Source organism: Desulfoplanes sp. (assembly GCF_054921335.1).
In genome coordinates this window covers 29,021-53,554 of the sequence record NZ_JBUDSQ010000021.1, presented here as the reverse complement: position 1 = coordinate 53,554, position 24,534 = coordinate 29,021, and the positions used below count along the sequence as shown (strand labels likewise).

15 protein-coding genes are annotated in these 24,534 nt (G+C 55.8%); all 15 read right to left on the bottom strand.

The genetic code is table 11. The features are described 5' to 3' along the window. Nucleotides 1-215: 215 nt before the first annotated feature. The 15 genes from ACY692_RS06750 to ACY692_RS06680 all read right to left on the bottom strand — a co-directional run bounded on the left by ACY692_RS06750 (nt 216) and on the right by ACY692_RS06680 (nt 24,507). On the bottom strand, nt 216-3,059 hold the full coding sequence (locus ACY692_RS06750) for an ATP-binding protein (RefSeq protein WP_462324585.1): 2,844 nt from the start codon (nt 3,057-3,059) through the stop codon (nt 216-218). A 378-nt stretch (nt 3,060-3,437) separates the two neighbouring features. Further along, entirely contained in the window at nt 3,438-3,905 is a 468-nt protein-coding gene (locus ACY692_RS06745) for a chemotaxis protein CheW (RefSeq protein ID WP_462324584.1), read from the bottom strand. Between the two features lie 51 nt (nt 3,906-3,956). Beyond that, nucleotides 3,957-5,942, bottom strand: coding sequence for a methyl-accepting chemotaxis protein (locus tag ACY692_RS06740; RefSeq protein WP_462324583.1), 1,986 nt, complete (start codon nt 5,940-5,942; stop codon nt 3,957-3,959). Nucleotides 5,943-5,956: 14 nt separating this feature from the next. Further along, on the bottom strand, nt 5,957-6,085 hold the full coding sequence (locus ACY692_RS06735) for a hypothetical protein (RefSeq protein ID WP_462324582.1): 129 nt from the start codon (nt 6,083-6,085) through the stop codon (nt 5,957-5,959). 401 nt (nt 6,086-6,486) lie between these two features. Beyond that, on the bottom strand, nt 6,487-6,780 hold the full coding sequence (locus ACY692_RS06730; protein WP_462324581.1) for a transposase family protein: 294 nt from the start codon (nt 6,778-6,780) through the stop codon (nt 6,487-6,489). 495 nt (nt 6,781-7,275) lie between these two features. Beyond that, nucleotides 7,276-8,154 (bottom strand): CoB--CoM heterodisulfide reductase iron-sulfur subunit B family protein, encoded by an 879-nt coding sequence (locus tag ACY692_RS06725; protein ID WP_462324587.1) that lies wholly within the window; start codon nt 8,152-8,154, stop codon nt 7,276-7,278. 8 nt (nt 8,155-8,162) lie between these two features. Continuing rightward, the gene (locus ACY692_RS06720; RefSeq protein ID WP_462324580.1) at nt 8,163-8,660 is read right to left on the bottom strand and encodes a 4Fe-4S dicluster domain-containing protein; all 498 of its coding nucleotides are present in this window, start codon (nt 8,658-8,660) and stop codon (nt 8,163-8,165) included. Between the two features lie 296 nt (nt 8,661-8,956). Then, nucleotides 8,957-12,022 carry an FAD-dependent oxidoreductase gene (locus ACY692_RS06715; RefSeq protein WP_462324579.1) on the bottom strand — a complete coding sequence of 1,022 codons (3,066 nt, stop codon included), beginning with the start codon at nt 12,020-12,022 and terminating at the stop codon, nt 8,957-8,959. Nucleotides 12,023-12,032: 10 nt separating this feature from the next. Further along, nucleotides 12,033-13,163, bottom strand: a complete 1,131-nt coding sequence (locus ACY692_RS06710) for a 4Fe-4S dicluster domain-containing protein (protein WP_462324578.1) — start codon at nt 13,161-13,163, stop codon at nt 12,033-12,035. Nucleotides 13,164-13,179: 16 nt separating this feature from the next. Continuing rightward, a complete protein-coding gene (locus ACY692_RS06705; protein ID WP_462324577.1) occupies nt 13,180-13,605 on the bottom strand; it encodes a hydrogenase iron-sulfur subunit in 426 nt (141 codons plus the stop codon). Between the two features lie 127 nt (nt 13,606-13,732). Further along, the gene (locus ACY692_RS06700; RefSeq protein WP_462324576.1) at nt 13,733-15,949 is read right to left on the bottom strand and encodes a 4Fe-4S binding protein; all 2,217 of its coding nucleotides are present in this window, start codon (nt 15,947-15,949) and stop codon (nt 13,733-13,735) included. 192 nt (nt 15,950-16,141) lie between these two features. Further along, nucleotides 16,142-18,412: a (Fe-S)-binding protein gene (locus tag ACY692_RS06695; protein ID WP_462324575.1), complete on the bottom strand. Its 2,271-nt coding sequence runs from the start codon at nt 18,410-18,412 to the stop codon at nt 16,142-16,144. A 637-nt stretch (nt 18,413-19,049) separates the two neighbouring features. Then, complete coding sequence (locus ACY692_RS06690; protein ID WP_462324574.1) at nt 19,050-20,471, bottom strand: sigma-54-dependent transcriptional regulator; 1,422 nt, start codon at nt 20,469-20,471, stop codon at nt 19,050-19,052. 62 nt (nt 20,472-20,533) lie between these two features. Next, entirely contained in the window at nt 20,534-23,200 is a 2,667-nt protein-coding gene (locus ACY692_RS06685) for a hybrid sensor histidine kinase/response regulator (RefSeq protein WP_462324573.1), read from the bottom strand. A gap of 251 nt (nt 23,201-23,451) precedes the next feature. Then, complete coding sequence (locus ACY692_RS06680) at nt 23,452-24,507, bottom strand: potassium channel family protein (protein WP_462324572.1); 1,056 nt, start codon at nt 24,505-24,507, stop codon at nt 23,452-23,454. Nucleotides 24,508-24,534 lie beyond the last annotated feature (27 nt).

Genomic DNA, 24,534 nt, shown 5'->3' with positions numbered 1-24,534 from the left:
GGAAGGTCCTGTAGGTCATGGCTCGGCGATGGTGTGGCATGTTGTTTATGGATACTATCGATGCGCTCTTGGCATGAGGGGAGCCTGAAATTTTTTATCTTGGATGGACGATTTTGGGGTCAAAAATGTGGTTTTAAGGCCGAAAATGGCTGCTTTTAAGCGGTTATTGATAATAATTTTGAGATGTTATCTTGGTCCGACCCCGATAAAGAGATCTATGGAACCATCTCGTACAGCTTGTTTTTGAGTTCGTGTATGGTGAACGGTTTGTGAATGAACGAACAGCCTTGCTGCATGGTATTTTTACTGTCGAACATTTTACGGGTATGGCCGGACATGAACAGGGTTCTGAGACCGGGAAATTTTTTGCGGAGATTCTCGCTCAGGACCGTACCATTCATTCCCGGCATGACCACGTCCGTGAACAAGAGATCCACATGATCCAATTCTTCGATCAATTCCAGGGCGTGTTCCGAAGAGGACGCCTCGAATACTTCGATACCGCAGTGTTCCAGAAGCATAATGATCGACTTGCGGACCAGCTCCTCGTCCTCCACAAGTAGAACCTTTTGGATTCCATGGGTATTCAGGGAGGATGCGGGGTGCTGGATCACTTTTTTCTCGGCCTGCTCACAGATTGGAAAATAGAGGCTGAAGGTCGTTCCGCAACCCGGGTCGCTGTATACGTTGATCGCTCCGCAGTGTTCACGAACGATGCCATAGGTCGTGGCAAGACCGAGCCCCGTGCCGGAGGAACCGGGCTGGCCTGATTTGGTGGTGAAAAACGGTTCAAAAATCTTTTCCTGTGTCTCCTTTTCCATGCCGCAACCATCATCATCCACTTGAACGTTCACATACCTGCCCGGCTTGATGCCTCTGGAGATGGTGGTCTCGGTATCGACAATTTCGATATCGGCCACGCATACGATCAGCATGCCTCCATCGGGCATGGCATCCCGCGCATTGACGGCAAGATTCATGAATATCTGTTCCAACCGCCCCGGGTCGCCCATGATTCTTGCTTTACTCTCCGTGCAATCCACGACTAATCGGATATTTTCTGTCAGGGTTTTGCGGAGCAAAAAATCCATATCTTTTATGATCCGTGAAAGGACCAGTGGACGCAGTTCCATGGTCTCGCGACGGGCAAATGCGAGTAACCGGCCGATCAGATCTCTTGATTGCATACCGGCCTTGAGAATTTCCGAAGCGAAACGCTGATTGGGGTCATCCTTGGGCATTTTGAGTTTCAGAAGTTCGATAAAGCCGAGAATGGGGGTTAACAGGTTGTTGATGTCATGGGCAATTCCGCCGGCCATGCGTCCCACCGAATCCAGCTTCTGCCCCCTTGCGACCTGCTCTTCAAGTTTGCGTTTCGTGGTGATGTCACGGTTCCACGAAATGAATCCATCCAGATTTCCTTCAGAATCATAAACCGGATTGACCGATACCTCGCTCAGATAATTTGTTCCGTCTTTTTTTGTTTTGACCAGGGTCCCCTGCCAGGATCGTCTTGCTTCCAGATTTTTGTAGAGAGACTCACGTACGGACGAATCGGTATCTGTCGCACCCAGGGTGCGGGCATCCTTGCCCATGATTTCATAGAGGAAATATCCGCATTGGCTTTCAAAGGCTGGATTGACATAGGTAATGGCGTGATCCGCCGAGGCCATGATGACCCCGTCGGTTGAATCATGCACTGCCATGGCCAACCGTTCCCGGACGTGTCGCATGGCCAGAGTGTACAGGGCATATCCGAGATCCCCGGCAATTTCCTGCAACAACTCGTGTTCCCTGGGGTCCAGATGGAATCCAGAGGGAACCGAGACGACCAGGATGCCATAAACCAGGTCCTGGTAACCGATTCTGACAGCCATGGCCACTCGCTGGCCGTAGGTTGCGGAGAGGGGGCAGCCTTTGCAGGTGTCCAGGGGTCGATCTTTGACAATGACACCGCGTTTTTGGCGCAGTTCACGCAGACAGAAAGGTTCGTTGCCTTCCTCCAGGTAGGCGGCCATGGGCTTGAAGTTTCCGTTGAATCCCGCCTTGAAGAATCGGGGCATGTTTTCCTGGTCCGTCGGAGCGATCCATGCGGTACGGTACCCCCTGGTTTCAACCAGCAGCTTGCAGGCGGTATTGAGCATCTCTGCCGGATTTTTCTCCTGGGTGATCAATTGGTTGACGTTGCGGATCGCTTGCAGGATTCGGTTGAGGTGGTCGATCTGTTCGTTGTTTGCGGATCGCTCGTCCAGAAGCCGGTTGAAAAACATCCCTCCGGCCAGACTGGCGATGATGTACAAAGATCCGGTGAAGAAACCCTGCCCCCCGCCGACCCACATGGATATATGAACGAAATCCGTTTGATCCGGATTGAAGGCCAGAAAGCGGATGACATCCTGAACCAGACAGAGGCCAAGGCCCAGTCCAAGGGATCCCCCGAGTATTCTGATGGGTCGGTTGGTCTTCGATCGGGGATCGAGACCGGCCAGGGAACGCAACCAGGGGATTTCCAAAAAAAATGCGGTCAGGAGAAGAAGGATATACGCCGTGACGAAATGCTTGAAAACGACCAGGGAGATCCAGTCCGCTGGTACCGCCGTCCATACCGGATCTTTGGCCCACCAGAACGTGTTCAGGGAGACAAGCCATGAAAAAATCGTATAAAATCCTAGGGAAGCGGATATTCGAAAGGGGATTTCAACCAGAAAAGAGGTCGAGAGCCATGAGTGCTTGGGATGGGCACGGCGGAAATCGGCCCAAAACCCATGCCAAACGATCCACAGGGTAAACATTGGTACGGAGTATAACAGACCGTAACCATCTGACTGCCAGGTCCACCACATGGTCTGACATCCGCCAGCAAGGGCCGAAAGCAGCCCATATCGCCATCCCCATGTCAGGGCGATCAGCAGAGGAAAAAAAAGACCCGGCAACAGGGTGATTTCGAGGGTGGCGCTGTCAAAGACCGATATCGGATAAAAATTGAGGATACAACCGATACCGCCGAAAACTATCGAGACAATGAATTTGTATTTTATGGACAAGGGCTTGAGGGGCATGGATCCCAAATCTGGTTTGAAGTGGAGTGGACTCGTGGGGAGAAGGTGAGGATCAAACAGCCCCCGCATCTACGAAATATCTATAGAAAAAATCAGGTAAACGTTATACAAAATCGTGTAAATATTTTTTTGCGTAAGAGCCTTGTATGACAAAAGTTGTGAAACAAAAATCAAAACTTCGTTCACATGTTGTTACAGCAGTTCGATGGTGTGGGTTCCAAACGGAAGAAGAGCAGTTGGATCATTTCACAGGTTGATACAGCAAGCGATCATTGTTCCAGGTAAAACCAAAGCCGGGAAAAAGACCGATTCGGTCTTTCCCGGCTTCTACCAACCTTGAATGAAAGGGCTGATATGCAGTCTGTTCTTGATACATTTTTATCCGGTTGCCTGCAGATCAATCTCTTCGCTGTGCGCAAGGGTAGTTCCGTCGAGGATGATGACAAACTGGTCATGATGTTTGCCGATTTTCTTGATGAACCGATTGTCTACACTCATCCCGGAAGCTGGAACGGGCTCCATGTTCTCTTCTGCTATCTGGAGGACCTCGCGGACGGAATCAACCTTCATTCCAATGGTCATCCGGGTATTTTCATGATCAACGACCATAATGATGATGCTCGTATCAACCGTATCTTCCTTGTGGGGAAGCTGGAATGTTGAACGTAGATCGAAAACAGGCACCGCGTGTTCCCGAAGATTGATCACCCCGAGCACGGCTTCGGGGGTCTGGGGGAGTCTGGTTATCCTGGGCAGCTCGAGGATCTCCTTGACCGATCCTATATCGATCCCGAAAATTACCCCATCCAGAACAAAGGTCAGAAATTGATCACGTATGTGGGTCATGGATGACTCCTGTTTTTAGGGATGATGAGATGATGATGCCACAAGCCCCTGTTAGAATCGTTCGAATTCCGCATCGTTTTTCGTATCTTCGAGCTGAAGATCGATGCCCACGGTTTTGTTGTCTTTCTGTCTCCTGTTGGTTGACGAGCCGGGAAGCTGGCCTTGTTTGGCGGTCCGGGCCGGACGTGCCCCGTTTCCTCCGAGTGCCCCAACCAGTCTCTGACCATTCCCGATATTGAAAAAGGTCATGGTCGCCTGGAGCTGCTCGGCCTGGGAGGAGAGTTCCTCGGATGTAGCAGCCATTTCCTCGGAGGCAGAAGCGTTTTGCTGCACCACCTGGTCGAGTTGCTGGACCGCCTGGTTGATCTGTTCGGATCCGGCGTCCTGCTCCTTGCTGGCAGCAGCGATCTCCTGGACCAGATCCGCTGTCTTGCGGATGTCCGGCACGATGGCATCGAGCATCTTTCCCGCATGTTCGGCCTTGGCAACGCTCGAACCGGACAATTCACTGATTTCGGCGGCCGCGTTGCCACTGTTTTCAGCGAGCTTCCGAACCTCTGCCGCGACAACCGCGAACCCCTTGCCGTGCTCCCCTGCCCGGGCAGCCTCGATAGCCGCGTTCAAGGCCAGGAGATTGGTGTTGCGGGCAATTTGCTCGATAATGGAAATCTTGTCCGCGATGTTCTTCATGGCATCCACTGTCTCGCCAACTGCCCTGCCTGTTTCCTGCGCATCATCAGCGACCCTGACGGCAATTTTTTCGGTCTGAAGGGCATTTTCCGTATTCTGCCTGACATTGGCGGCCATCTCCTCAATACTCGACGAGACCTCTTCGATGGATGCTGCCTGTTCTGTGGCGCCCTGAGAGAGCTGTTCAGCCGAGGCGGAGAGTTCCTGACTACCCGAAGCCACATTGTCGCTGGCCGATTGAACATCAACCACGATTTTCTTGAGTTTCTGGACCATGGCGTTCAATGATCCCGCAAGCAGACCGATTTCGTCCTTCTGGTCGATGTCGATGTTCACCGTCATGTCACCCCCCGACATTCCCTCGGCCGCAACAACGCCCTTTTTCACGGCCAGCACAATCGCCCGGGTGATTACAAAGGCGATCAATATGCCCAAAACAAGGGCCACACCGGTCGAGCCTATCAAAAAGACATTGGCGGTACGGATCTGCTCTTGCATTTGGACTTTCTGATCCTGCCTTGCCTCGTTGCAGACCGCAATGGCCTTGCGCGCCAGGCTGACCATTTCCTGCTCCTGGACCTTTTGTTTTTTCAACAGATCGGCAAAGGCCCAAAAAGCGTTTTTGTATGCCTCGAGATCGGCAATGACCTGTTTTCCCTGTTCGATATTGGCTTGAACCTGGAATTTTGCGGTCATCTCCTGGGCAAGGGTCAACCCTGCCTTGAAATCTTTCCGTGCTTCATCGATGGCGCTCGATTTCCCGTTTTGGATGAATTCCAGGACATTTTTTCGAACCAGCAAGAGATGGTTCTGGATAGCGGCAGCATTGGTCGCCTTTTCGAATTTGTCCTCGATGGTGTTCTTGTCGAGGATGGATTCACCCATGATTTTCTGGAATTGGCGGCCCTGTTCCTGCTGCATGGCCGCAGCTTCGGCAAGGACTCGATCCGCACTGGTCTCCATCTTTTCAAGGAGTTCACTTTTTTGTTTCTCCAGTTCGACGTATTTATCAAAGGAAGCGATGTATTCCTGTCCCCCCGTAAGCACACGGTCCATAAGATCCTTGTGTGCCTGAAGATGAAATTTAGCCTTGCTGGCCTCTGCCTGTTTCTTTATTTCACCCGCGTTCTCATGAACTTTGTCAATAGATGTTTTTTCCTTGCGCAAGATAAAGTTTTTCTCATATTGCCGAGCCTTGAGGATTCCCTTGACCAGGCGGTTCATGTCGTCTCCCTTTGCGCTCCGATCCACGACCCCATGCATGCTTTTCCAACCAATAACAGCAACTGCCAGCGTGATCAGCAAAATAACGGCGAATCCACCTCCAATCTTTTTCCAAAGCAACATGTTTTTGAACACCTTCACAACTCCTTCTTGTTGAGAATGAGGCCGCGAGTACCCATGTATTTACTCACGCGGTCGACGATAGCCTCCTCTGTCAGACGTTCAATTTCGACACACAGGGGAAAGCATGAAAATGAATGCGTCATATCCCCTCTTGCATTTGATGTGAAGGAATTATTTTAACTGGTTTTTTCTCAAACCCTACCATGAGACCCTACCATTCCCGAGGGGAGCCCCCAAGCCAGGGTAGGGGAGACTGTTAGTGAGAATTTGAAAATTTTAAATTGAAATTCAGGCAACAACATTTTGAAATAAAATGATTTGTTTTGCTGGTCCAAAAAATCGTTCTCATGGGATGCCACGAAAAAGCAGGACGGAGAGCAGAGCGGGGTACTGAAAAACCTGTAGTCGATTTTTCAAAAACCCCCATAGGGAAGGGGGAAAGGGGAGGAAGAAAAAAATGGAAAAAACGGTTTCAGGGGGGGGGAGGTCTCACGTTTTAAGGAACGGAGACCGGAGGAAAGGAGGCGGGAAGATGCCCCCTTTTTCAGGTTTTTTGTTCTTTTTTTGGCTCCTCGCTATTTCGTTTGGGTGGGGGAAGGGGAACGTTGGCTGTCAGGTACGTCTGATGTTGAAAAAAATTGAGATGCCGCCATGTCTTTTCGATCGTGTCGTGATTTTCGAGCCCAGCTTGACCGCATATCGGGCATGTGAACGTACTCCCTCGGAGGAAGCCAAGTCTGACGTCGAGTCGCTGATCTTGAGGATCGAATTCAGATGAAACTACCTCCCAAGGCGGAGTCAAACCGAGTGCTTTTTGGAAGAGGTCTAAGTCTTTCATAGCCACTTTTGCAACTCCGACGCCGCCCAGACCTCAACCCCCTACCCGAACGAAATAGCGAGGAGCCCTTCTGTTTTTGGGGGGCAGTCTTGATTTGAGTGTTCGGCATCCCTTGAACGGGATTCGTAACTATTCAGGACGAGCACTCGCCATGAGGGTGTGTCTTTCTCTGGGAACGCCGAGCGTCTGCTCGGCCTTTTGGGAAATGCCCAATGGGTATATCGTCATTGTGTTCGGTTCTAGTATGTGCCCCTATTCCCTGCGGATTCGTCGACGCATTGCCGAGCAGACGCTCGGCGTTCCCGGGAGGAGCAATGCATGATCGAGCCTTCATCGGCTGAATAGTTGCCGGGATTCTTCTATAGCATCACGGAGATTATGTTGTGTGGGGTTCGTAATGCAGATCGCCCGCAGGGAGGAGAATCCCTACGGGCGATCTGCGTTAGGCGGAGCACGATCCGCCGTGCTCCTTGAGGAGGGTGGATGGCAAAAAAATCAGAACCGCTCGAGGATGGCATCCCTGGGCATGGTCGAAATACTGGCGACCTGTTTCGGGTCCTTGCCCATGCACAGGGCCAGAAGCTGGCTGTAGTCGAAGACCGGGATGGTGTAGCGTTCTTCACCGACCTGCTGGTTGAGGGTTTTCTGGACGTTGTCCAGGTGCATGAGGCAGGTGATGCAGGAGGTGACGATGAAGTCGGCCCTGGTTTCGTCGATAATGGCGTCCAGGGTTTCCTGGATGAAAGCGTTGGCCTCGGCGGGCGAATTGTTGGTGAAGCCGCCTGCGCCGCCGCAGCAGGTGTGTTCTCTGGAGAAGTGGTCCACTTCCGCGCCCAGGGCCTCGGTCAGGTTTTCCAGCCCCACGGGGTTGCGGGATGACTTTTCAAAGCCCACTATGTCGCTGGGGTAGAGGGTGTGGCAGGGGTATTGGACCACACCGTGGAGCCCTTCCAATGTGTGTTTCAGGGACCGGGCGATGGTTTCCGTGCCCACCTCGTTGTACAGGACATCGCTTATGTGGCGGACTTTGGCCTTGCCGGTCACGGATCTGCCCGTGGGTTCGAGCAGTTTGTTCACCCGGCACAGCGTTTTTTCGTCGTGGATGAGATGGTGGCGTCCCATGTTCAAAGAGCTGTAGCAGGATCCGCATTCCACCAGGATGTCGACATCCTTTTCCTCGGCAATGGACAGGTTCCAGCCGCTGGCGGCCAGGTGGGAGTCATCGTCCGTGGACGGGAAGGAACCAAAGGCCGGGCAGCAGACATAGCCGTCCATTTCAACGAGATCCACGCCCAGATCCGGCATGGTCTCCCGGATGGCCTTTTCCAGATCCGGTCGGATGGCCGGCATGTTACATCCCAAAAAAAATCCCATTTCCATGGCTAGTCCTCGCTGAACATATAGGCGTTTTCATTGATGAGTTCGGTTTTCATGAGCATTTCCTGGAACTGTTTCCGCTTCTCGGGAAGTTTGCTCAGAACGGGCAGTTCGGGCAGACCGAGCTGTTCCCTGAGCTCCGTATTCGCCCCCACGGCCTGGGTGTATCCCCTGCGGTAGATGTCCACGATGGAGGGGGGGATGCGGGTTTCGTCGTTCTTGCTCTGCCATTTGCGCACGGCCAGACAGAGCTCGAAGGGTTTGACGTCCATGGGGCACATCTCCTCGCACAACGAGCAGGAAACACAGGTCCACGGGGTGTCGTCGTCAAGGAGGTCATCCTCGAGTCCAAGGATGACCTTACGGGCCAGGTTGCGGATGAGCAGGGGCGGATCGGCCTGGGAGGCCGGGCAGCCTGAAATGCAGGTGCTGCAGTTGTAGCAGTGCAGCAGGTCGTCGTTGTTGTATATTTCTTTCCACAGAGTCGGATCTGTCTGGTTCATATCCATAATGTGGATCTCCTTGGTTTAGATGGCCCACGGAACACACGGAAGACACGGAAACGGGGCGGGGATCGTCGGCAGATGCCGTCGTTGTTGCAAGGATTGTTTTCTCTCGCCTCCCGGGGCTCGAGAAAACTGGGCACGGCGCGCCGTGCCCCTACGGGTTTTGGGGCAATGGGCTCGGTATTGTGGGATTCATGGGTGATTGCCGGGTGCCCGTACGTGATCCTGCTATCCTTGTGTTCTTTTTTTTCCGTGTATTCCGTGTGTTCCGTGTGTTCCGTGGGCTCATGGTATTACATGAACATGGAATCGAGCACGGCCATCATCTGTTTGTCCTGCCAGCCGAGGACTTCGGCTGCGTTGTTGGGGCAGGTGGCTGCGCAGATGCCGCAGGCCTGGCAGACTGCCGGGTCGACCACGATGCGGTCGTAGTCTTCGTCGTACCGTCTGGCCTCGTAGGGACAGGCCTCCACGCAGCGTCGGCAACGGGCGCACAGTCCGTCGTGGGTTACGGAGAACTGTCTGGCCGTGTGGACCACCCTGCCCGCCAGATAGGTGTATCCCTTCTGGGCCGCTGCCTGGGCCTGGACCACGCATCCCGGAAGGGTTCTGGGCGAATGGGCCGTGCCCGCCACATAGACACCGGGTCGGGGGCATTCCACGGGCCGCCATTTGGAGTCGGCCTCCACAAAGAAGCCGTCCTGGTTCAGGTCCAGGCCTCCGAAGGCTTGGGCCAGTTCCCGGTTGGCGGGGGAGGGGGCCAGGCCTGTGGACAGGACGAGGAAGTCCGCCCGGATCTCCGCCGGTACATCCAGGATGGTTTCCTTGTATCTGATCAGGGGCTTGTCGTCCTCGAGCTCGACCCGGGGTTTTTCATCCAGGGAGTAGGTGACAAAGATGATCCCCTTGCGCCGGGCCAGGGTGTAGTATTTTTCATAGTCCCCATAGGTCATCATGTCCCGGTACAGGACCACGATCCTGGCAGCGGGGTTCTTTTCCTTGACCCGCAATGCATTGGCCAATGCAGCCTGGCAGCAGACCCGGCTGCAGTATTCCTTCTTGCCCTTTTCCCGCGAACCCACGCACTGGATCATGACGATGGTCTCGGCCTGGTCTGTTTCGGGATCTCCCGTTGCCAGCTTGTCCCGGAATTCGCCCTGGGTGAGGATACGTTTTGACGTGCCGTAGCCATATTCGTCCGTGGATGCCTCGGCACATCCCGTGGCCAGGATGGAGACGCCGTGGTGCACCTGGGTCTCTTCCCCGGATTCGTTGTTCTTGATGGTTGTTGCAAAGGCCCCCAGAGTCCCCTGGGAGGAGGTGACCCGGCTGTTCAGATGCACGCTGACGTGGGGACTTTTCTCGATCCGTTCCTTGAGTCTTTCGGCCGTTGCCCTGGGATCAAGGCCGGTCAGGGTGCGGGAGACCGTGTTCCCGGCGTATCCTCCGAGCCTGGGTGCGGTCTCGATCAGGGCCACGTCAATGCCCCGTTTGGCTAGGGACAGGGCCGCGGTCATTCCGGATATCCCGCCTCCCACAACCAACCCTTTGCGTTCGACGGGCAGGACTTTCTCGTGCAGGGGGGTGCGGTACCTGAGATCCTCCATGTCCGCCCGGATGTCTCTGACCAGGCCGTGAACCGTGGCTTCGCTCACCTGGAAATCACGTTGTTCCATGAGTCCCAGAAAATCGAAGATCTTGACCAGAGAAGGGTTCATCCCGGCCTTGGCGATGGTTTTACGGAGCTTGTTCCGGTAAAGGTACTGGCTGCAGGCCCCGATGAGCATCCGGTTGCCCGTGGTGGAGGCGAGCAGGGAGCTCAGTTCCTCACGTCCTTTTTCCGTGCACACGGCATCGATGGTATGGACTTCGGCCACGCCGGGCAGGTTGCCCAGTCTATCGGCCAGAAGGTCCACGCCCTGAACCCGTGATCCCACTTTTTTGGTACAGGTACACAGCAAGAGGACCAGGGCGGGTGGTTCGTTTTCTCGGGGTGAGGGGGCTGGTTCGCTTTCCTTTTCCGTGAACCGGACATCCTGGGTGGACAGAAGTTCGGAAACCTTGCCCGCGGCCGCCGTACCCCCGGCAATGGCCTCGCTGATATCCGTGAGCCCCATGAGAGACCCGCACACATACAGGCCGGGTTTGGACAGGCAGACCTTTTCCAGACCGTGGCGTTTGAGAAGGTTATTGTCGTTCAGTCCGGCCCCGGTCAGCTCGGCGATGCGCTTGTGTTTGGCAAAGGGATCCTGCCCCGTGGACAGCACGACCACGTCAAAGGAGCGGATCGAAAAGCTCTGGGTTGCGGGATCGAAGTAGCGGATCTGTAATAGGCCGTCCTTGTCCTTGCGGACCCCCTGGACCCGGCAGCGGATCTTTTCCACACCGTGCTGGGTTTCCGCCTTTTCCTGGTACCGGTAGAAGTCTTTCCCAAAGGTGCGCATGTCCATGTAGAAGATGGTCGTTTCCACGTCTTCTCCGCCCTTTTTATGGGCCAGGACCGCCTCCTTGAGGGCGAACATACAGCAGATGGACGAGCAGAACGGGGCCTTCTGGTGGCGGTTTCTGGAACCCACGCATTGGATCCACGCGAATTTTTTGGCCTCCCTGCCGTCGGAAGGACGTCTGATGGTGCCGTCATAGGTGCCCGAGCCGCTGAGCATGCGCTCGAACTGCAGACCGGTGACGACATCCGGGGACACGGTATAGGACTTGCCTTCTTCGGATGTCCGGGGATCGTGCAGCTTGACGCCCGAGGCAAAGATGATCGCCTGGACCGTGACGGTCTGCTCGGTGGGCTGTGCGTCCAGATTGATGGCCCCTGTGCGGCAGACCTCCACGCATTTGCCGCACCGGGTGCACACGTCCGCGTCCAGAACGTGTTTTTTGGGATTGGAATGGGGGACCGGCTGATAGATGGCCTTGCGCATGGTCAACCCCTGGTTGAATCCGTCCTTGGTCTCCACCGGACAGGCCTCGATGCACTCGCCGCATTCGCAGCAGATTTCCTGATCGATATACGCGGGCTTGGTGGTCAGCCGCACCTTGTACGCCCCCACGTCCCCGTCGATGGACACCACGTCGGTGGAGGCCAGAATCTGGATGTTGTCGTGGTACAGCCCCTTTCTGAGACAGAACTGGGACCCGGATTCCCGACCGACCATGGGGAGCATCCGGCACATGCCGCACTGGTCGTTGGGGAATTGATAGTCGAGCATGTCCAGGATGCCGCCCACCTGGGGGGAGATGTCCGTGAGCACCACCTTGTATCCGGTTTCAGCCAGTTCCATGGCCGCCTTGATGCCGGAGATTCCGGCCCCCACGACCAGAACCGTTCCTATACGCTGTTCTTCTGCCATGAGAGCGCTCCTATTTGACCTGACCGGTGACGTCGGTGAATTCGTTGTCGAAAAACACGGACAGGGGCAGAGGTTCTTCCAGGGAGCGGCCGGCCTGATAGTCGAACCGTTCCTGGATTTTTTCGCTCGCCGATCTGAAGATGGGCATCAGGTCGATCCCGTTGGGACAACTGCTGGTGCACTGGCCGCAGCCGATGCAGGAGGTGCCGATATGGGAGATGCGGGTCATATGATAGAAGACCGTGTCCGCGGGCATGGGCAGATCGCCCAGGGCCTCGGACCGGTCCATGAACTGATCGCCCGTGTACCTGAAGGTGTCGGTGACGAACACGCATTCCTTGCAATAGCAGACCGGGCAGGCCACCCGGCAGTTGTAGCAGTTGACGCAGGGGGCGAGATAGTCGGTCAGGGCCGGGATGGAATCCACGGTTTCCCGGTATTTCTCCAGGACCTGGTCGCGCTGTTCCGTCCGTTCCCTGACCAGGGCTTCCAGTGCCGAGGCACGCTTGGAAGGAAGATCCGAGGTCGGCAGCCCCAGGGTTTCCAGGGCCGCTGTTCCCTTGTCCGAGACCGCCTGGACACAGACTTCATTGTTCCCCGTACCCACGAGGCAGAGATGCAGATCCACATTCTCTGTCGCCGGGAATTCGCAGATGGCGCAGGCCCCGGCTATGTCCGTATCGCCCGTTTTGGTTGTTCCCTGACGGGCATGTTCCAGAAAGGATTCCGTGGTCATGCCTTCTGAGCACAGTTTGGTGAAATCCTTGTTTTCGTACCGGCCGTAACAGTCCATGCCGATAAGCAGCACGTTGGACAGGTCGGCCTGCTTGAGCTTGACCAGCTCCACCAGGGCCCGCATCTCGCAGGACCTGAGGACCACGCCCAGCTTGCGCTCGCTTGGGCGGGTGGTGATGGACGAGACCAGTTTGGCCGTGTTCACCGGCACTACCGGGGCAAAGGGGTCCACGTTCTCCAGCCTGGCGGGATCGTTCACCAGGGTCTGTCTGACCATGCCTGATCCCGTTGTGACCGGCACCAGCAGGGCATGCACGGTCTCCTTTTCCAGCAGTCCCTTGAAAAATCCGGCCAGTTCCTTGTTCATGGTGTCCTTGCCAAAGGACAATGTGCAGCATGTACTCATGATCGTCTCCCCGCCGTTACCCGGCCATTTGTGCAGCATGGACCGGACTCGGGCCGAGGACCCGCAGCTTTTCGGTCATATCCCTGGTGACTTCCTGGAGCATGTTCCCGTCGCTTGCCGCGATCCAGCGCAGCCAGAACCGTTGTTCGTCGATCCCGTAGCCTTTGAGGAGTTCGGTGAGCATGGCCACCCGTCGTCTGGCCTTGAGATTGCCGTTGATATAGTGGCAGTCGCCCGGCCAGCAGCCGCCGATGAGCACGCCGTCGGCACCGTTTAGAAAGGCCTTGATCACGTATTTGGGATCGACCATGCCGCTGCACATGACCCGGATGATCTTCAGGTTGGGCGGGTAGGAGAGGCGCGAGGTACCCGCCAGATCCGCGGCCGTGAACGTGCACCAATTGCAGAAAAATGCCACGATGTTCGGTTCGAATGTATCCATTATCAACTCCTGATTCAGGGTAACTATTCTCTGATGATTGATTAGAGTATGTGAAGTGATGTCTGCTTCCGTCATCCCGGCTTTTTACGCACGGTTCGACAGCCATGCGCACAACCGGGGTGCCCGGTCAGTCGCAGTTGCAGAAAATGCCGTCGAGTTCGGCCAGAACCTGTTTGTCCGTGAAATGCTGTACCTTGGCCGCTCCGCTGGGACAGTGACCGGCGCAGCTGCCGCAGCCCTTGCACACGGCGCTGTTGACTTCGCTTATCCCCTTGAGATTGTTGAAGGTGATGGCCCCGTACGGGCACAGGCCGATGCATATCTGACACCCCACGCACACGTCCGGATCGATGGTGGAGACCATGGGCGAGACCTCGACCGTGCCGCAGGAGCTCAGGGCCAGGCACTGGGCCGCGGCCGCCTTGGCCTGGGCCACGGTGTCCGGGATGTCCTTGGGGCCCTGGCAGGCACCGGCGATGAATACGCCGCTTGCCGAGGTGGAGACAGGCTCCAGCTTGGGATGTTCTTCCAGTAAAAATCCGTCGCCGCCGATGGTGACTCCAAAGGTCCGGGCCACATGGGGGAGATCTTTGCGCGGTTCCATGGCCGTGCACAAAATGGCCATTTCCACGGGGATCTCCACCATGCGTGCCGACAGGGTGTCTTCGGCCCGCACAACGAGTTTATCGCCCGACTGTTTGATCTCCGAAGCCTTACCCCGGATCATGCGTACCCCTTCACTCTGGACCCGCTTGTAGAACTCTTCATACCCTTTGCCGAAACAGCGCATGTCGATGTAGAAATTGTACACCTCGGTGTCGTGCCCGCATTTGTCCTTGATCAGATGGGCGAATTTGAGCCCGTACATGCAGCAGGTGCGGGAGCAGTATTCGTGGTACCGGATGTCCCGGCTGCCGATGCAGTGGAGGATGGCCACGCTCTTGGGCGGCTTGGTGAATTTGCCGGGATTGTCCGGGTCCCGTTTGAGAATCTTGCCGCTGGTGGGTCCGGTGGCGTTGGAAAGACGTTCGAACTCCAGATTGGTGAGCACATTGGGGCAGCTTCCGTACCCGAGCTCCTTCATGGGCGTGGGATCCAGTGTATTGTAGCCCGTGGCCAGGATACACGAGCCCACCTTGATCTCCACGATCTCCTCTTTTTGGGAGAAGTCGATGGCTCCGGCCTTGCAGGCGGCCACGCATTTTTGGCATTTGCCCGTGTTCAAACCGATGCACGCCTCGGGATCGATGGTGGGTGCCTGGGGAATGGCCTGGGGGAAGGCGATGTCGGCCGCGTGGCGGGTGATGAGCCCCTGGTCCCAATCGGAAGACAATGTTTTGGGCGGGTTGCCGTCCGCGTCCACAACGCGGATGGCGTCTTTCTTACACACGGTCTGACACAGGCCGCAGCGGATGCAGGTGTCGTTGTCGATGACATGGGCCTGCTTCTTCTCTCCGGAGATGGCCTTTTCCGGGCATTTGCGGGCGCACAGGGTGCAGCCGATGCATTTTTCCGGATCGATTTCATAGTGGTAGGGAGTGGGCGTCTGCCGCTCGGGAAAGAGTTTGTAGCTCACCGGACAGACCTTGGCGCAGTCCCCGCAGCCCGTGCACTTGTTCATGTCGATGTACCGGGGATGCTTTTTGACACGCACGGTGAAGTTGCCGATATACCCGGAGATATCCATGACCTCGCTATAGGAGAGCAGCTCGATGTTCTTACTCTGGCCCACCGAGACCATCTTGGGGGTGCCGATACACGCGGCGCAGTCCAGGGTGGGGAAGGTCTTGTCGAATTGGAGCATGTGCCCGCCGATGGTGGGGGCCTTTTCCACCAGATAGGCCTTGTTGCCGGAAGATGCGATGTCCAGGGCGGCCTGCATGCCCGCGATGCCCCCGCCCACGATGAGGGTGTTGGTGCATACGTCGAAGGTGGACGGTGTCAGGTCGTGCTGGTGGACCACCCGGGCGATGCCCGCCCTGGCCAGGATTGTGGCTTTTTCCGTGGCCTCGTCCATATCTTCGGTGACCCAGGAGACGTGTTCGCGCACGCAGACCATGTGGAAGGCCCGGTACGGGTTGAGACCGCCCCGTTTGCAGGCCCCCTGAAAGGTTGTTTCGTGCATGCGCGGGGAGCACGAGGCCACGATCACACGGGTCAGCCCGTATTTCCTGATGTCCTTTTCAATGAGTTCCTGGCCCGGGTCGGAGCACATGAACAGATAGTCCCGGGAGACGACCACGTTCGGGAGCTTGGCCATTTCCTCGGCAACCTCCTTGACCCGGACCCGGTAGGCGATGTTCACCCCGCAATGACATATGTAAAAACCGATGCGTTCAGCCATGATGTTTCTCCTCAACCAAAACTATTTGGAAAACATGAATGTCGAGATGGTCTGCTACGAAAATGCCTTCCCTGCCATCTCATATGATTTAAGAAATTGAAAAATTTCAGAAATTTAAGAAATTAAAGACTAGAACGGTAACAGCCTGCAATATCTTAAATGTCTTAAATATCTTAAATCCAGAATTATATTTTATATATCGATGTTCGTTGATTCCGTGCCCAGAGACTCGGCAAGGAGTTCGGCCACGTCGCAGACCCGGATTTTTTCCTGCACTTTCATGTCCCGGATGGCGCTGTTCAGCATGCGGATGCAGTAGGGGCATGCCGTGGCGATGATCTCGGCCCCCGTGTCCAATGCCTCGCGTACCCGCCTGCGGGAGAGACGATCCATGGGCGGGCAATCCTCCTGAAGCCAAGCGCCTCCGCCCCCGCCGCCGCAGCACAGGCTGTTTTCCCGGGTATGGGCCATTTCCACGCGAGTAATCCCCGGGATGCTGTCCAGGATGGTCCGGGGGTGGTCATAGCTGCCTGCGTGACGCCCCAGATAACAGGGATCGTGGTAGGTGACCCGAGCCTTGACGGAATGTTCGGGCACGAGACGTTTTTCCCGGATGAGCCCGGCCAGGACTTCGGTATGGTGGAGGATGGCTATTTCGTCGTCCAGTCCGTCATAATGGCGGGTGAAGGTCTGCAGACAATGGGGGGAGTTGACCAGCAGCCGGGAGGCACCGGTTTCGAGGATGGCACTGGTGTTCATTTTTTTGAAGGCGGTAAAGAGGTCTTCGGAGCCTGTTGTCCGGGCCAGGTCGCCGCAGCATCGTTCCTTGGTGCCCAGGGTGCCGACGGTGACTCCTGCCTTGTTGAGCAGCTCGAGCAGTGCCTTTCCTGCCTGACGGCTGCCCTGACCGGGATCCGTGTCATGGGCTGTGGTGCAGCAGGTGAACAAACAGTAGTCCGTGTCCGGGGTGCAGGCTGTCAGCTCCACAGGATGAGCCCACTGGGTGCGTTGTTCCTGACTGCCCCCCCATGGATTGTTGTTGCTGTTCAGACTCTCAAGCGGTTGTTCCAGGAGGGTCGGCAGGTTGCGGGCCAGAACGTCCTGGGCGCGTACCGAGGTGAGCAGCTCGGCCATGTCGATACCCCGGGGGCAATGCTCCAGGCAATTGTTGCAGGTCAGGCACTGCCAGGCGGCATTGTCCACATTGTCCCGGGTGGCCGTCTCCAGACTGATGGCACGAAGCGCGAGTCTGGGACTGAGCCCGGACTGGGGGCAGACGCTGGTGCAGGTGCCGCATTGCATGCAGGTCTGGAAGGTTTCCTGAGCGCGCTTTTTGGTTTCCTCGAAATCCGTGATGGACGGCTGGGTCGCCTTTTCCCGAACCCTGGAGAGAAAGATGGCCAGGGGGCGGTAGAAGAGGTGGGACCATTTGCCGAAGGGAACCTCGATCATGAGCATGGGTACGGCAATGGCCAGATGGATGACATAGGTCACATAGGTGGCCACGGGGAATCCGGCCAGGCGGAAGAGATGCATGACCAGCCCGGTGGCGGCCGTGGAAAACAGGAGGATCAGAAAGAGCCAGTCCGAGAGTTCCGAATACCGGTGCATGAGTTCCTTCTGCTTGTACCGGCTGTACATCATCTCTCCGGTGACGCCCATGATGGTCCCGGTGGCATAGTACCCGAACAGGGCCGAAAAATGCCAGGAGCTGTCATCCACCTGGAACCACCGGATGAACACGATGATAAGCGACATCATGGTCAGATACCCGGTGACCAGGAAGAGATGCTTGATCCAGCGGGTCCGGTCCCCCCCGCATTCACTCCACCGTTTCTGGGTGGCAAAGTGCAGGACAAAGGTTTTCAGCTCCTCCTTGTACAGCCGAAGGGGAACCTTGGTCCCGGCCATGATGAACCGGTGCATGCGGAAGGCATTGGACAGGAGAAAGGCGGACAGGAGAAAGGCCATGGTCAGATCCCCTATCTCGATCCACAACACCGGAGCAAAGGTGTTCACGGAAACGCGGTCGGTGACCACCGGGCCGTGGAAAAATACGAAAAGAAGAATGATGAACAATGCCACCCCGCCCAGGGCCCCGAATTCCCATTTTTCCGAGGTATAGAACCGTCTGGCCAGCCCGGTCCAGTCGTACTGGGCGGTCAGCCAGCGGCGTACGGCCATCATGGTCTCGGCGGGCTCGGCCCCCCGGGGGCAGTTCTGGTTGCACTCCCCGCAATAGTAGCAGAGCCAGGGCTCTACCGAGGAAAGGAGCTTGTCCCGAACCCCCAGCTGGAGATAGCGGTAGATTTTTCTGGGAAAGGAATCCGTGCCTCGTGACAGGGGGCAGGAAGCGCTGCAGGTGCCGCACTGCATGCACAGATCCATGTCCTTGGCCCCGTAGGCCTGGACCTCACGGGCCAGGTCGGACTCGGTACAAAGATCGTTTGATGCTCCATCCATAATAGTGCCTTGTGTGAATGTGGAAGAATGTGGATTTTTGAAGTGGGTGCGTTTGAAGGCCTTAAGCAAGAGTCATACCTTCTCAAAAGTTTTGGATGTCAAACTTGTCACACGCATACTGCCGAAAACGAGTCGTTTTTGAATAAAACCCGCACCTCCTACGTTAAAAGACAGCGTTTTGAAAGGGAAAGGCGGGTTGGATTTTTTTGCGACCAGGGGATCGGTTGTTTCCATGGAGGGGATGCCACCCCAAAAACGGTGTGCGGGGCCGGAGGATGGCAAAAAATGGGGGCTCCGTCCTGGATTCAGGACGGATGAGGAATGGCGTTCAGAGGGGGGCGGCAGGGGGGCGCGTGAAGAAGGTCGTGGCTTGGGGAGGTGGGTCTTTGAATCCTGAAAACAGGATAGTAAGACCGATCATATCGAGATATCAGGAAATAATAGATTGTCCTATTTTTAGGACAAGCGCACGGAACAAGAAGGGGCTGGGGGGGCAACCAAACCCGTTTTGAAACCCGTAGTTTTGCACTGGAACGACGATAGTTCCAGTATGGGGGCTTACGGGCTCAAGGTGTGTTGAACAAAGGATTCTTGCACCGATCCTGAATAAAGCCCATGGTCCCAAACTGGTTTTGGTCTAGAATTCGATCCCGTATTTCTTGACCATGGCATAAAAATGGGACCGGGACAGGCCGGATAGTTGGAGGATTTTTTTGAGATTACCCCCGGTCTGTTCGACCAGTTCCTCGAGGTAGCGTTTTTCCATGTCCGAGCGGAATTCGCGGATGTTGGGAAGCTGTTCGGGACGATCCGGCAGAGGCGGCATGGTTACCATCGGGGGGTGGTTGGACGGCTCTTCTTCGGCCTGCCTGCCCTTGGACAGCAGGTGGGTTCTGGCCACCTTGATGCGGATGTCCGGAGGCAGGTGCATGGCATAGATGGTCTTTTCTCCGCCCGCGGCCACAAAGGCCCGTTCCATGGTGTTGGCCAGTTCACGCACATTGCCGCGCCAGTCATAGTCTTCCAGGGTGGCGAAGAGATCGCCGTCAATGCCCTTGTTGGGTTTGTTGTATTGCTCGCAGAGTTGGTTGGTGAAGAACAGGGTCAGGTGTCTGATGTCCTGCTTGCGTTCGCGGAGGGGGGGGAGATGGAGATGGATGGTCTTTAGCCGGAAATAGAGATCTTCCCTGAAGGTTCCCTTGTTGACCATGCTCTCAAGGTTTCTGTTGGTGGCCGCAATGAGTCGGAAATCGCTCTGGATTTCCCGGTTGCCGCCCACCGGACGAAAGGTCCGTTCCTGGAGGAACCGCAAGAAGGCTTTTTGGAGGGACATGGGCAGCTCCCCTATTTCGTCCAGAAAGAGGGTGCCGTTGTCCGCCTGCTTGACCAGTCCGGTCCTGTCCCGGTCGGCACCGGTGAACGCCCCCTTTACGTGACCGAAAAGGATGCTCTCCAAAAGACTTTCCGTCAGGGCCGCGCAATCCACAGGGACGAACGGCCCTGACGTCCGCAGACTGTTGGCGTGGATGGTCTTGGCAAAGAGCTCCTTGCCCGTGCCTGTCTCCCCGGTGACCAGAACGTTGGAATCGCATTGCGCGGCCTGGGCCACCAGATCGAAGCAGGTCCGCATGACCGGACTCTTGCCGATGACATTTTCCAGGTTCAGGGCCGTGGGGGCCTTTTTGTGATCCTTCTCCTTCCGGTAGGCCAGCACCCGGTTCAGGGTGAGCATGGTATCCTTGATGGGGGAGGGCTTGACCAGGTAGTCCCAGACGCCTCCTTGGATGGCCAGTTCGGCACCATCCGGGTCGCCCTTGCCCGTGAGGATGATCACCTCGGGTTCCGAAGGCGCACCCTTGATGGCGGGCAGGGCGTCCAAACCGTTGCCGTCGGGCAGCTGGACATCCAGGAAGACCACGTCGAAAGGCGTTTGCTCGAGCCGTTCCAAGCCCTGGGCAATGGTCTGTACGCTTTCGCAGGTGAGACGCATGCGGGCGATAAGGCTCTGCATGGTTTCGCAAACCTGGATGTCGTCGTCGATGACAAGAATTTTGTTCATAGCGTATATGGGGGACCGTCTTGGATTGTAGGGTGCGGGCGGAGTCCGTGCCGGTTTGTGCCTCAGCCGCCCGTCCGGTCGCCTTCGAGAACGCGACCAATGGCCTCGGAAAGGGACGCCTTGTTGTACGGTTTGGGAAGGACTTCCCGAATATTGTCCATTTCCCGTGCCGCTTGGGTGGCCATGTTTCTACCGGAAACCATGATCACCGGAATATGCGGGGCGATCCGGTCGAGTCGTCTGGCCAGTTCCAGGCCGTTCATCTCCGGCATGTCGTAGTCGGTGATGATCAGATCGCATTCGGCCTGTTTTTCAATGATCTTGAGGGCGTTGCGACCACTTTTGACCGGGGTGACCTTGTACCCGAGCAGGGCCAGGACGCGGGGAATGGTCTGCAATTGGTCGGTATCGTCTTCCACAAAAACAATCCGACCATAGCCCCTTTCTGTCATGCGGTCCACCTTGGGTGGGGTGTCGTTTTCCTGCTGTTCGACAAGGGGAAGATGGATGGAAAAGGATGTTCCTTCGTCCGGTTGGCTCCATACCTCGATGGCCCCCTTGTGTCCCTGGACGATGCCATGGACCACGGCCAGGCCCAGTCCGGTGCCCTCGCTCTTATCCTTGGTGGTGAAAAAGGGATCGAAGATCTTGTTCATGATGTGTGTTTCCATGCCCGGCCCGCTGTCCTCGATAGTCAATTTGGCGTAGTAGCCGGGCTCCACATCCAGAACATCGGCCCTGGTTCCGGCCAGGATTCCCGTGGACAGGAGCAAGCTCAACTCCCCTCCTTGGGAGCGCATGGCCTGGAAGGCATTGGTGCACAGATTCATGACGATCTGATGGATCTGGGTGGGATCGCCCATGCAGAGGATATTGGGGGAAGCGATATGTTCACCGACACGGATGTTCCCCGGAAACGAGGCCTTGATCAGCTCGGCCGCCTCATGGACGACCTCGGAGACATTGGTGGGCACAAATCCTTCCCGACTGGGCCGGCTAAAGGTCAGGATCTGTTTGACCAGTCGGCTGCCCCTTTGTGACGCGGTGAGCACCCGGGAAAGATCCTCATGGGTCATGGATTCCTCATCAATGTCCATGAGAGCCAGTTCTGTGGAATTGATGATGGATGTCAGGATGTTGTTAAAGTCGTGGGCGATTCCGCCTGCCAGGGTCCCGATGGCCTCCATCTTCTGGGATTGCAGGAGCTGATGTTCCAGGCTGATGCGCTGGGTGATGTCTTCCGCAAATCCCTCCAGGTAGGCAATGCTCCCATCGGGCTTGCGGATGATCCGCAAGTACAGGTTGGCGCTGATGACCGTACCGTCTCGGCGTTTGAATCTGTTTTCAAAATTGATGCTTCCCTCGGCCTCGGTGTCTGCTGCAAGAAGATGGTCCCATTGTTCGGGATCGGCCAGGAGTTCCTTGGGGACCGAGCCGATGTTTTTGACCAGATCCGAGGCAGAATCGTACCCGAGCATCCTGGCCATGGCCGGATTGGTATCCAGGAACTCTCCCTCGGGCGTGGTCCGGAAGATACCCAGGGCCGAGTTCTCAAAGATGCTGTGGTATTTTTCTTCGGCCTGACGGAGGTCTTCTTCGATCCTGCGCCGCTGCATGATGTTCAGGATCAGCAACAGGGAAATGCCCAAAAGCACGACCAGGCTTGTCATGATCAGCCAGAAGGTCTGCTTGTCCAGGGCATAGAACCGGTCGGGCTGATTGATGATCATGCTCCCCTCGGGCAATCCGCTCCTGTCGATGGAAAATTTTTCCAACATGGTGTAATCGAAGCTGTACTCGCCCAAATAATCCTCGATGATGGGGATCTCCCCCGGTGTTTTACCCTGAAAGAGTTCCAGAACCTCTTCGGCTGCCATTGCGCCGACCCTGCTCCCGTCGAGCAGTCTTCCCCCGACAATGCCGTGACCAAGAAAAAAGTGCCAGTTGCTGAAAATGGGCACCCTCGAGACGTCTGCGATGGAGGCCAGAACCTCTTCGGCCGAATAGAATTGGCCATGGGCATCCTTGTAAAAGGGGATCATGTAGATGAGCGCGTCTTGAGGGATGTCCGGAACCCGCGTGAGCAGCTCGTCCAGAGAGGATTCGGTCCAGAAGGCGACGTCGATGGATTGCTTGAAGGTTGCCAATGCCTTGGCAACCTGGTTGCGGATGGCCTGGCTGGTGATGTCGTTGTTCCCGATAACCACGATATGCCGTGTCTCGGGGCGGAGCTGCATGGCCATCCTGATGGTGTCGACGGCATCGATATTTTCGGCAACCCCTGAAAAAAGGTCCCGGTGCTCGATGGCACCGGGATCGAGATCGTTCACCCCGCAAAAGATGAACGGCACCCGTGGAAAAAAGGTCGGACCGTGATCCTGGAGGAATTCGAATGCGTAATTGTCCGAGACGATGATGGCGTCGAATTGAATGTTCTTGAACTTGTAGGCATACAGGTCGAGGAGCATGGAATGCATGGCCTTGGAAGTATGCCGTTTGGAGTCCATGTATTCCACCTGGAGATCGACATTGTAGGGACTCTTGGCGAACCGCTGTTTGACCCCCTGTACGATGGTGTCCGACCATGAGTACCCGTTCTCGTAGGAGTTGAGCAGCAAAACGTTTTTTCTGGGGGTGGCCCCAAAGATGCTTGGAGAATGCACAAGCCCAAGGGATAGGGTGAAAAGGACCAGGCAGGAGAGGCATTTGGGACTATGTAGGAAGCTCATGGCAATAAGTAGCTATTCAGGTCAAAATGTTATTAATATCGCAACATCTTAAAATTTATGGTCAAATCTGAATGCCGATCAACAAATTTGCGGGATAGGATGATTTAAGGGATTTAAGAAATGAGAGACCTACATGCTAACCGCCTATAATTTCTTCAATCTCTTAAGTTTCTTAAATCCGCAATTCTGATTTTTGGAAAATGCACCTGAATAGTTACAATCCAAGAAGGGATAATATATGATATATATTGTCATGTGTCGTGTTCATAGAGTCCTTCTGGGCAGCCAAAGAGTTCGGTCAATTGTTCCAAGGATCCTCCCGAGGTCATGACCAGAATGTAGTCTCCTGCAAGGACACGCATGGTATTGTCCGGAAGTTTGAACAGGGCGCGACTTTGCCCGGTATCCCGGCTGATACCGATAGCCAACGTGCCGCAGGTGGTTTGGAGTGTTGTAAACACCTCCCCATACAGCTTGTCCGCAAACGGGCTGTCTTCTGTAATATAGTATTGGAGGATGTCGTAATCGTCTTTTTGGGAGGCCGAGGCCAAGAGATCTTCGTTAAACCGGGCCACAGAGGGTTCGAATGTATAGCTGGCAACGATCTTGGAGGCTACTTCGTTCCTGGAGATTGTAAAGCTGACCCCGGCATTGATAAAGGTCTCCTTGAGCTCGGCATTGTCCAGCGTGACCACGAAGGAAAGGTCGGGGTAGTCTTTTTTGGCGTTCAGGATGAAAATGAGGTTCCGCGTGTCGTCCCCCAGACAGGGCATCAGACTGACCGCCCTGGCGGCATTGGCCTTGATCAGACACTCCCGACAGCCGAATTCCGAGTACAGGGTAAAGACCTGCCTGCGTGGGAAGCGGTCATGGATAATGTCGATATGGGCTTTGGTGTCTGTTATCACGCAGGCCTTTTTGCCGGCGTTGACCAACTGGGTAACAACCCCCTCGGAAAAATCGTTCCAGCCCACAATGACTACATGGTTGGTGAAGTCGGTGCCGTTCAATCCCATTCTGCGCCTCTCTGCAGCGGTTTGGATATGTTCGGTGAGTTTGCCAATGAAGCAGCCAAGCACGCCGAGACTGGCTGCTACCAGTGTGAACGAAAGGATTTTGCCTGTGATGGTCGTGGGATAATAGTCTCCATAGCCCACCGTGGTCAACGTGACCAGGGAGTACCAGAATGCGTCAAACAGGGTCCGGATATTGGGATCGGAACCGGCTGACTCCACGTAATACAGGCAGGTGATTACCGCCAGATACCCAAAGACTGCTGCTAGCAGAAAGAATGTTCGTCTTTTCATATCAACGCTGCTTGGATCCGGAGGGAA

Coding starts and splice junctions, on each gene's coding strand:
- ACY692_RS06725 (WP_462324587.1), bottom strand. CDS start 8,154: ATGGGATTTTTTTTGGGATGTAACATGCCGGCCATCCGACCGGATCTG.
- ACY692_RS06750 (WP_462324585.1), bottom strand. CDS start 3,059: ATGCCCCTCAAGCCCTTGTCCATAAAATACAAATTCATTGTCTCGATA.
- ACY692_RS06705 (WP_462324577.1), bottom strand. CDS start 13,605: ATGGATACATTCGAACCGAACATCGTGGCATTTTTCTGCAATTGGTGC.
- ACY692_RS06700 (WP_462324576.1), bottom strand. CDS start 15,949: ATGGCTGAACGCATCGGTTTTTACATATGTCATTGCGGGGTGAACATC.
- ACY692_RS06730 (WP_462324581.1), bottom strand. CDS start 6,780: ATGAAAGACTTAGACCTCTTCCAAAAAGCACTCGGTTTGACTCCGCCT.
- ACY692_RS06720 (WP_462324580.1), bottom strand. CDS start 8,660: ATGAACCAGACAGATCCGACTCTGTGGAAAGAAATATACAACAACGAC.
- ACY692_RS06735 (WP_462324582.1), bottom strand. CDS start 6,085: ATGACGCATTCATTTTCATGCTTTCCCCTGTGTGTCGAAATTGAACGT.
- ACY692_RS06740 (WP_462324583.1), bottom strand. CDS start 5,942: ATGTTGCTTTGGAAAAAGATTGGAGGTGGATTCGCCGTTATTTTGCTG.
- ACY692_RS06710 (WP_462324578.1), bottom strand. CDS start 13,163: ATGAGTACATGCTGCACATTGTCCTTTGGCAAGGACACCATGAACAAG.
- ACY692_RS06680 (WP_462324572.1), bottom strand. CDS start 24,507: ATGAAAAGACGAACATTCTTTCTGCTAGCAGCAGTCTTTGGGTATCTG.
- ACY692_RS06745 (WP_462324584.1), bottom strand. CDS start 3,905: ATGACCCACATACGTGATCAATTTCTGACCTTTGTTCTGGATGGGGTA.
- ACY692_RS06695 (WP_462324575.1), bottom strand. CDS start 18,412: ATGGATGGAGCATCAAACGATCTTTGTACCGAGTCCGACCTGGCCCGT.
- ACY692_RS06690 (WP_462324574.1), bottom strand. CDS start 20,471: ATGAACAAAATTCTTGTCATCGACGACGACATCCAGGTTTGCGAAACC.
- ACY692_RS06715 (WP_462324579.1), bottom strand. CDS start 12,022: ATGGCAGAAGAACAGCGTATAGGAACGGTTCTGGTCGTGGGGGCCGGA.
- ACY692_RS06685 (WP_462324573.1), bottom strand. CDS start 23,200: ATGAGCTTCCTACATAGTCCCAAATGCCTCTCCTGCCTGGTCCTTTTC.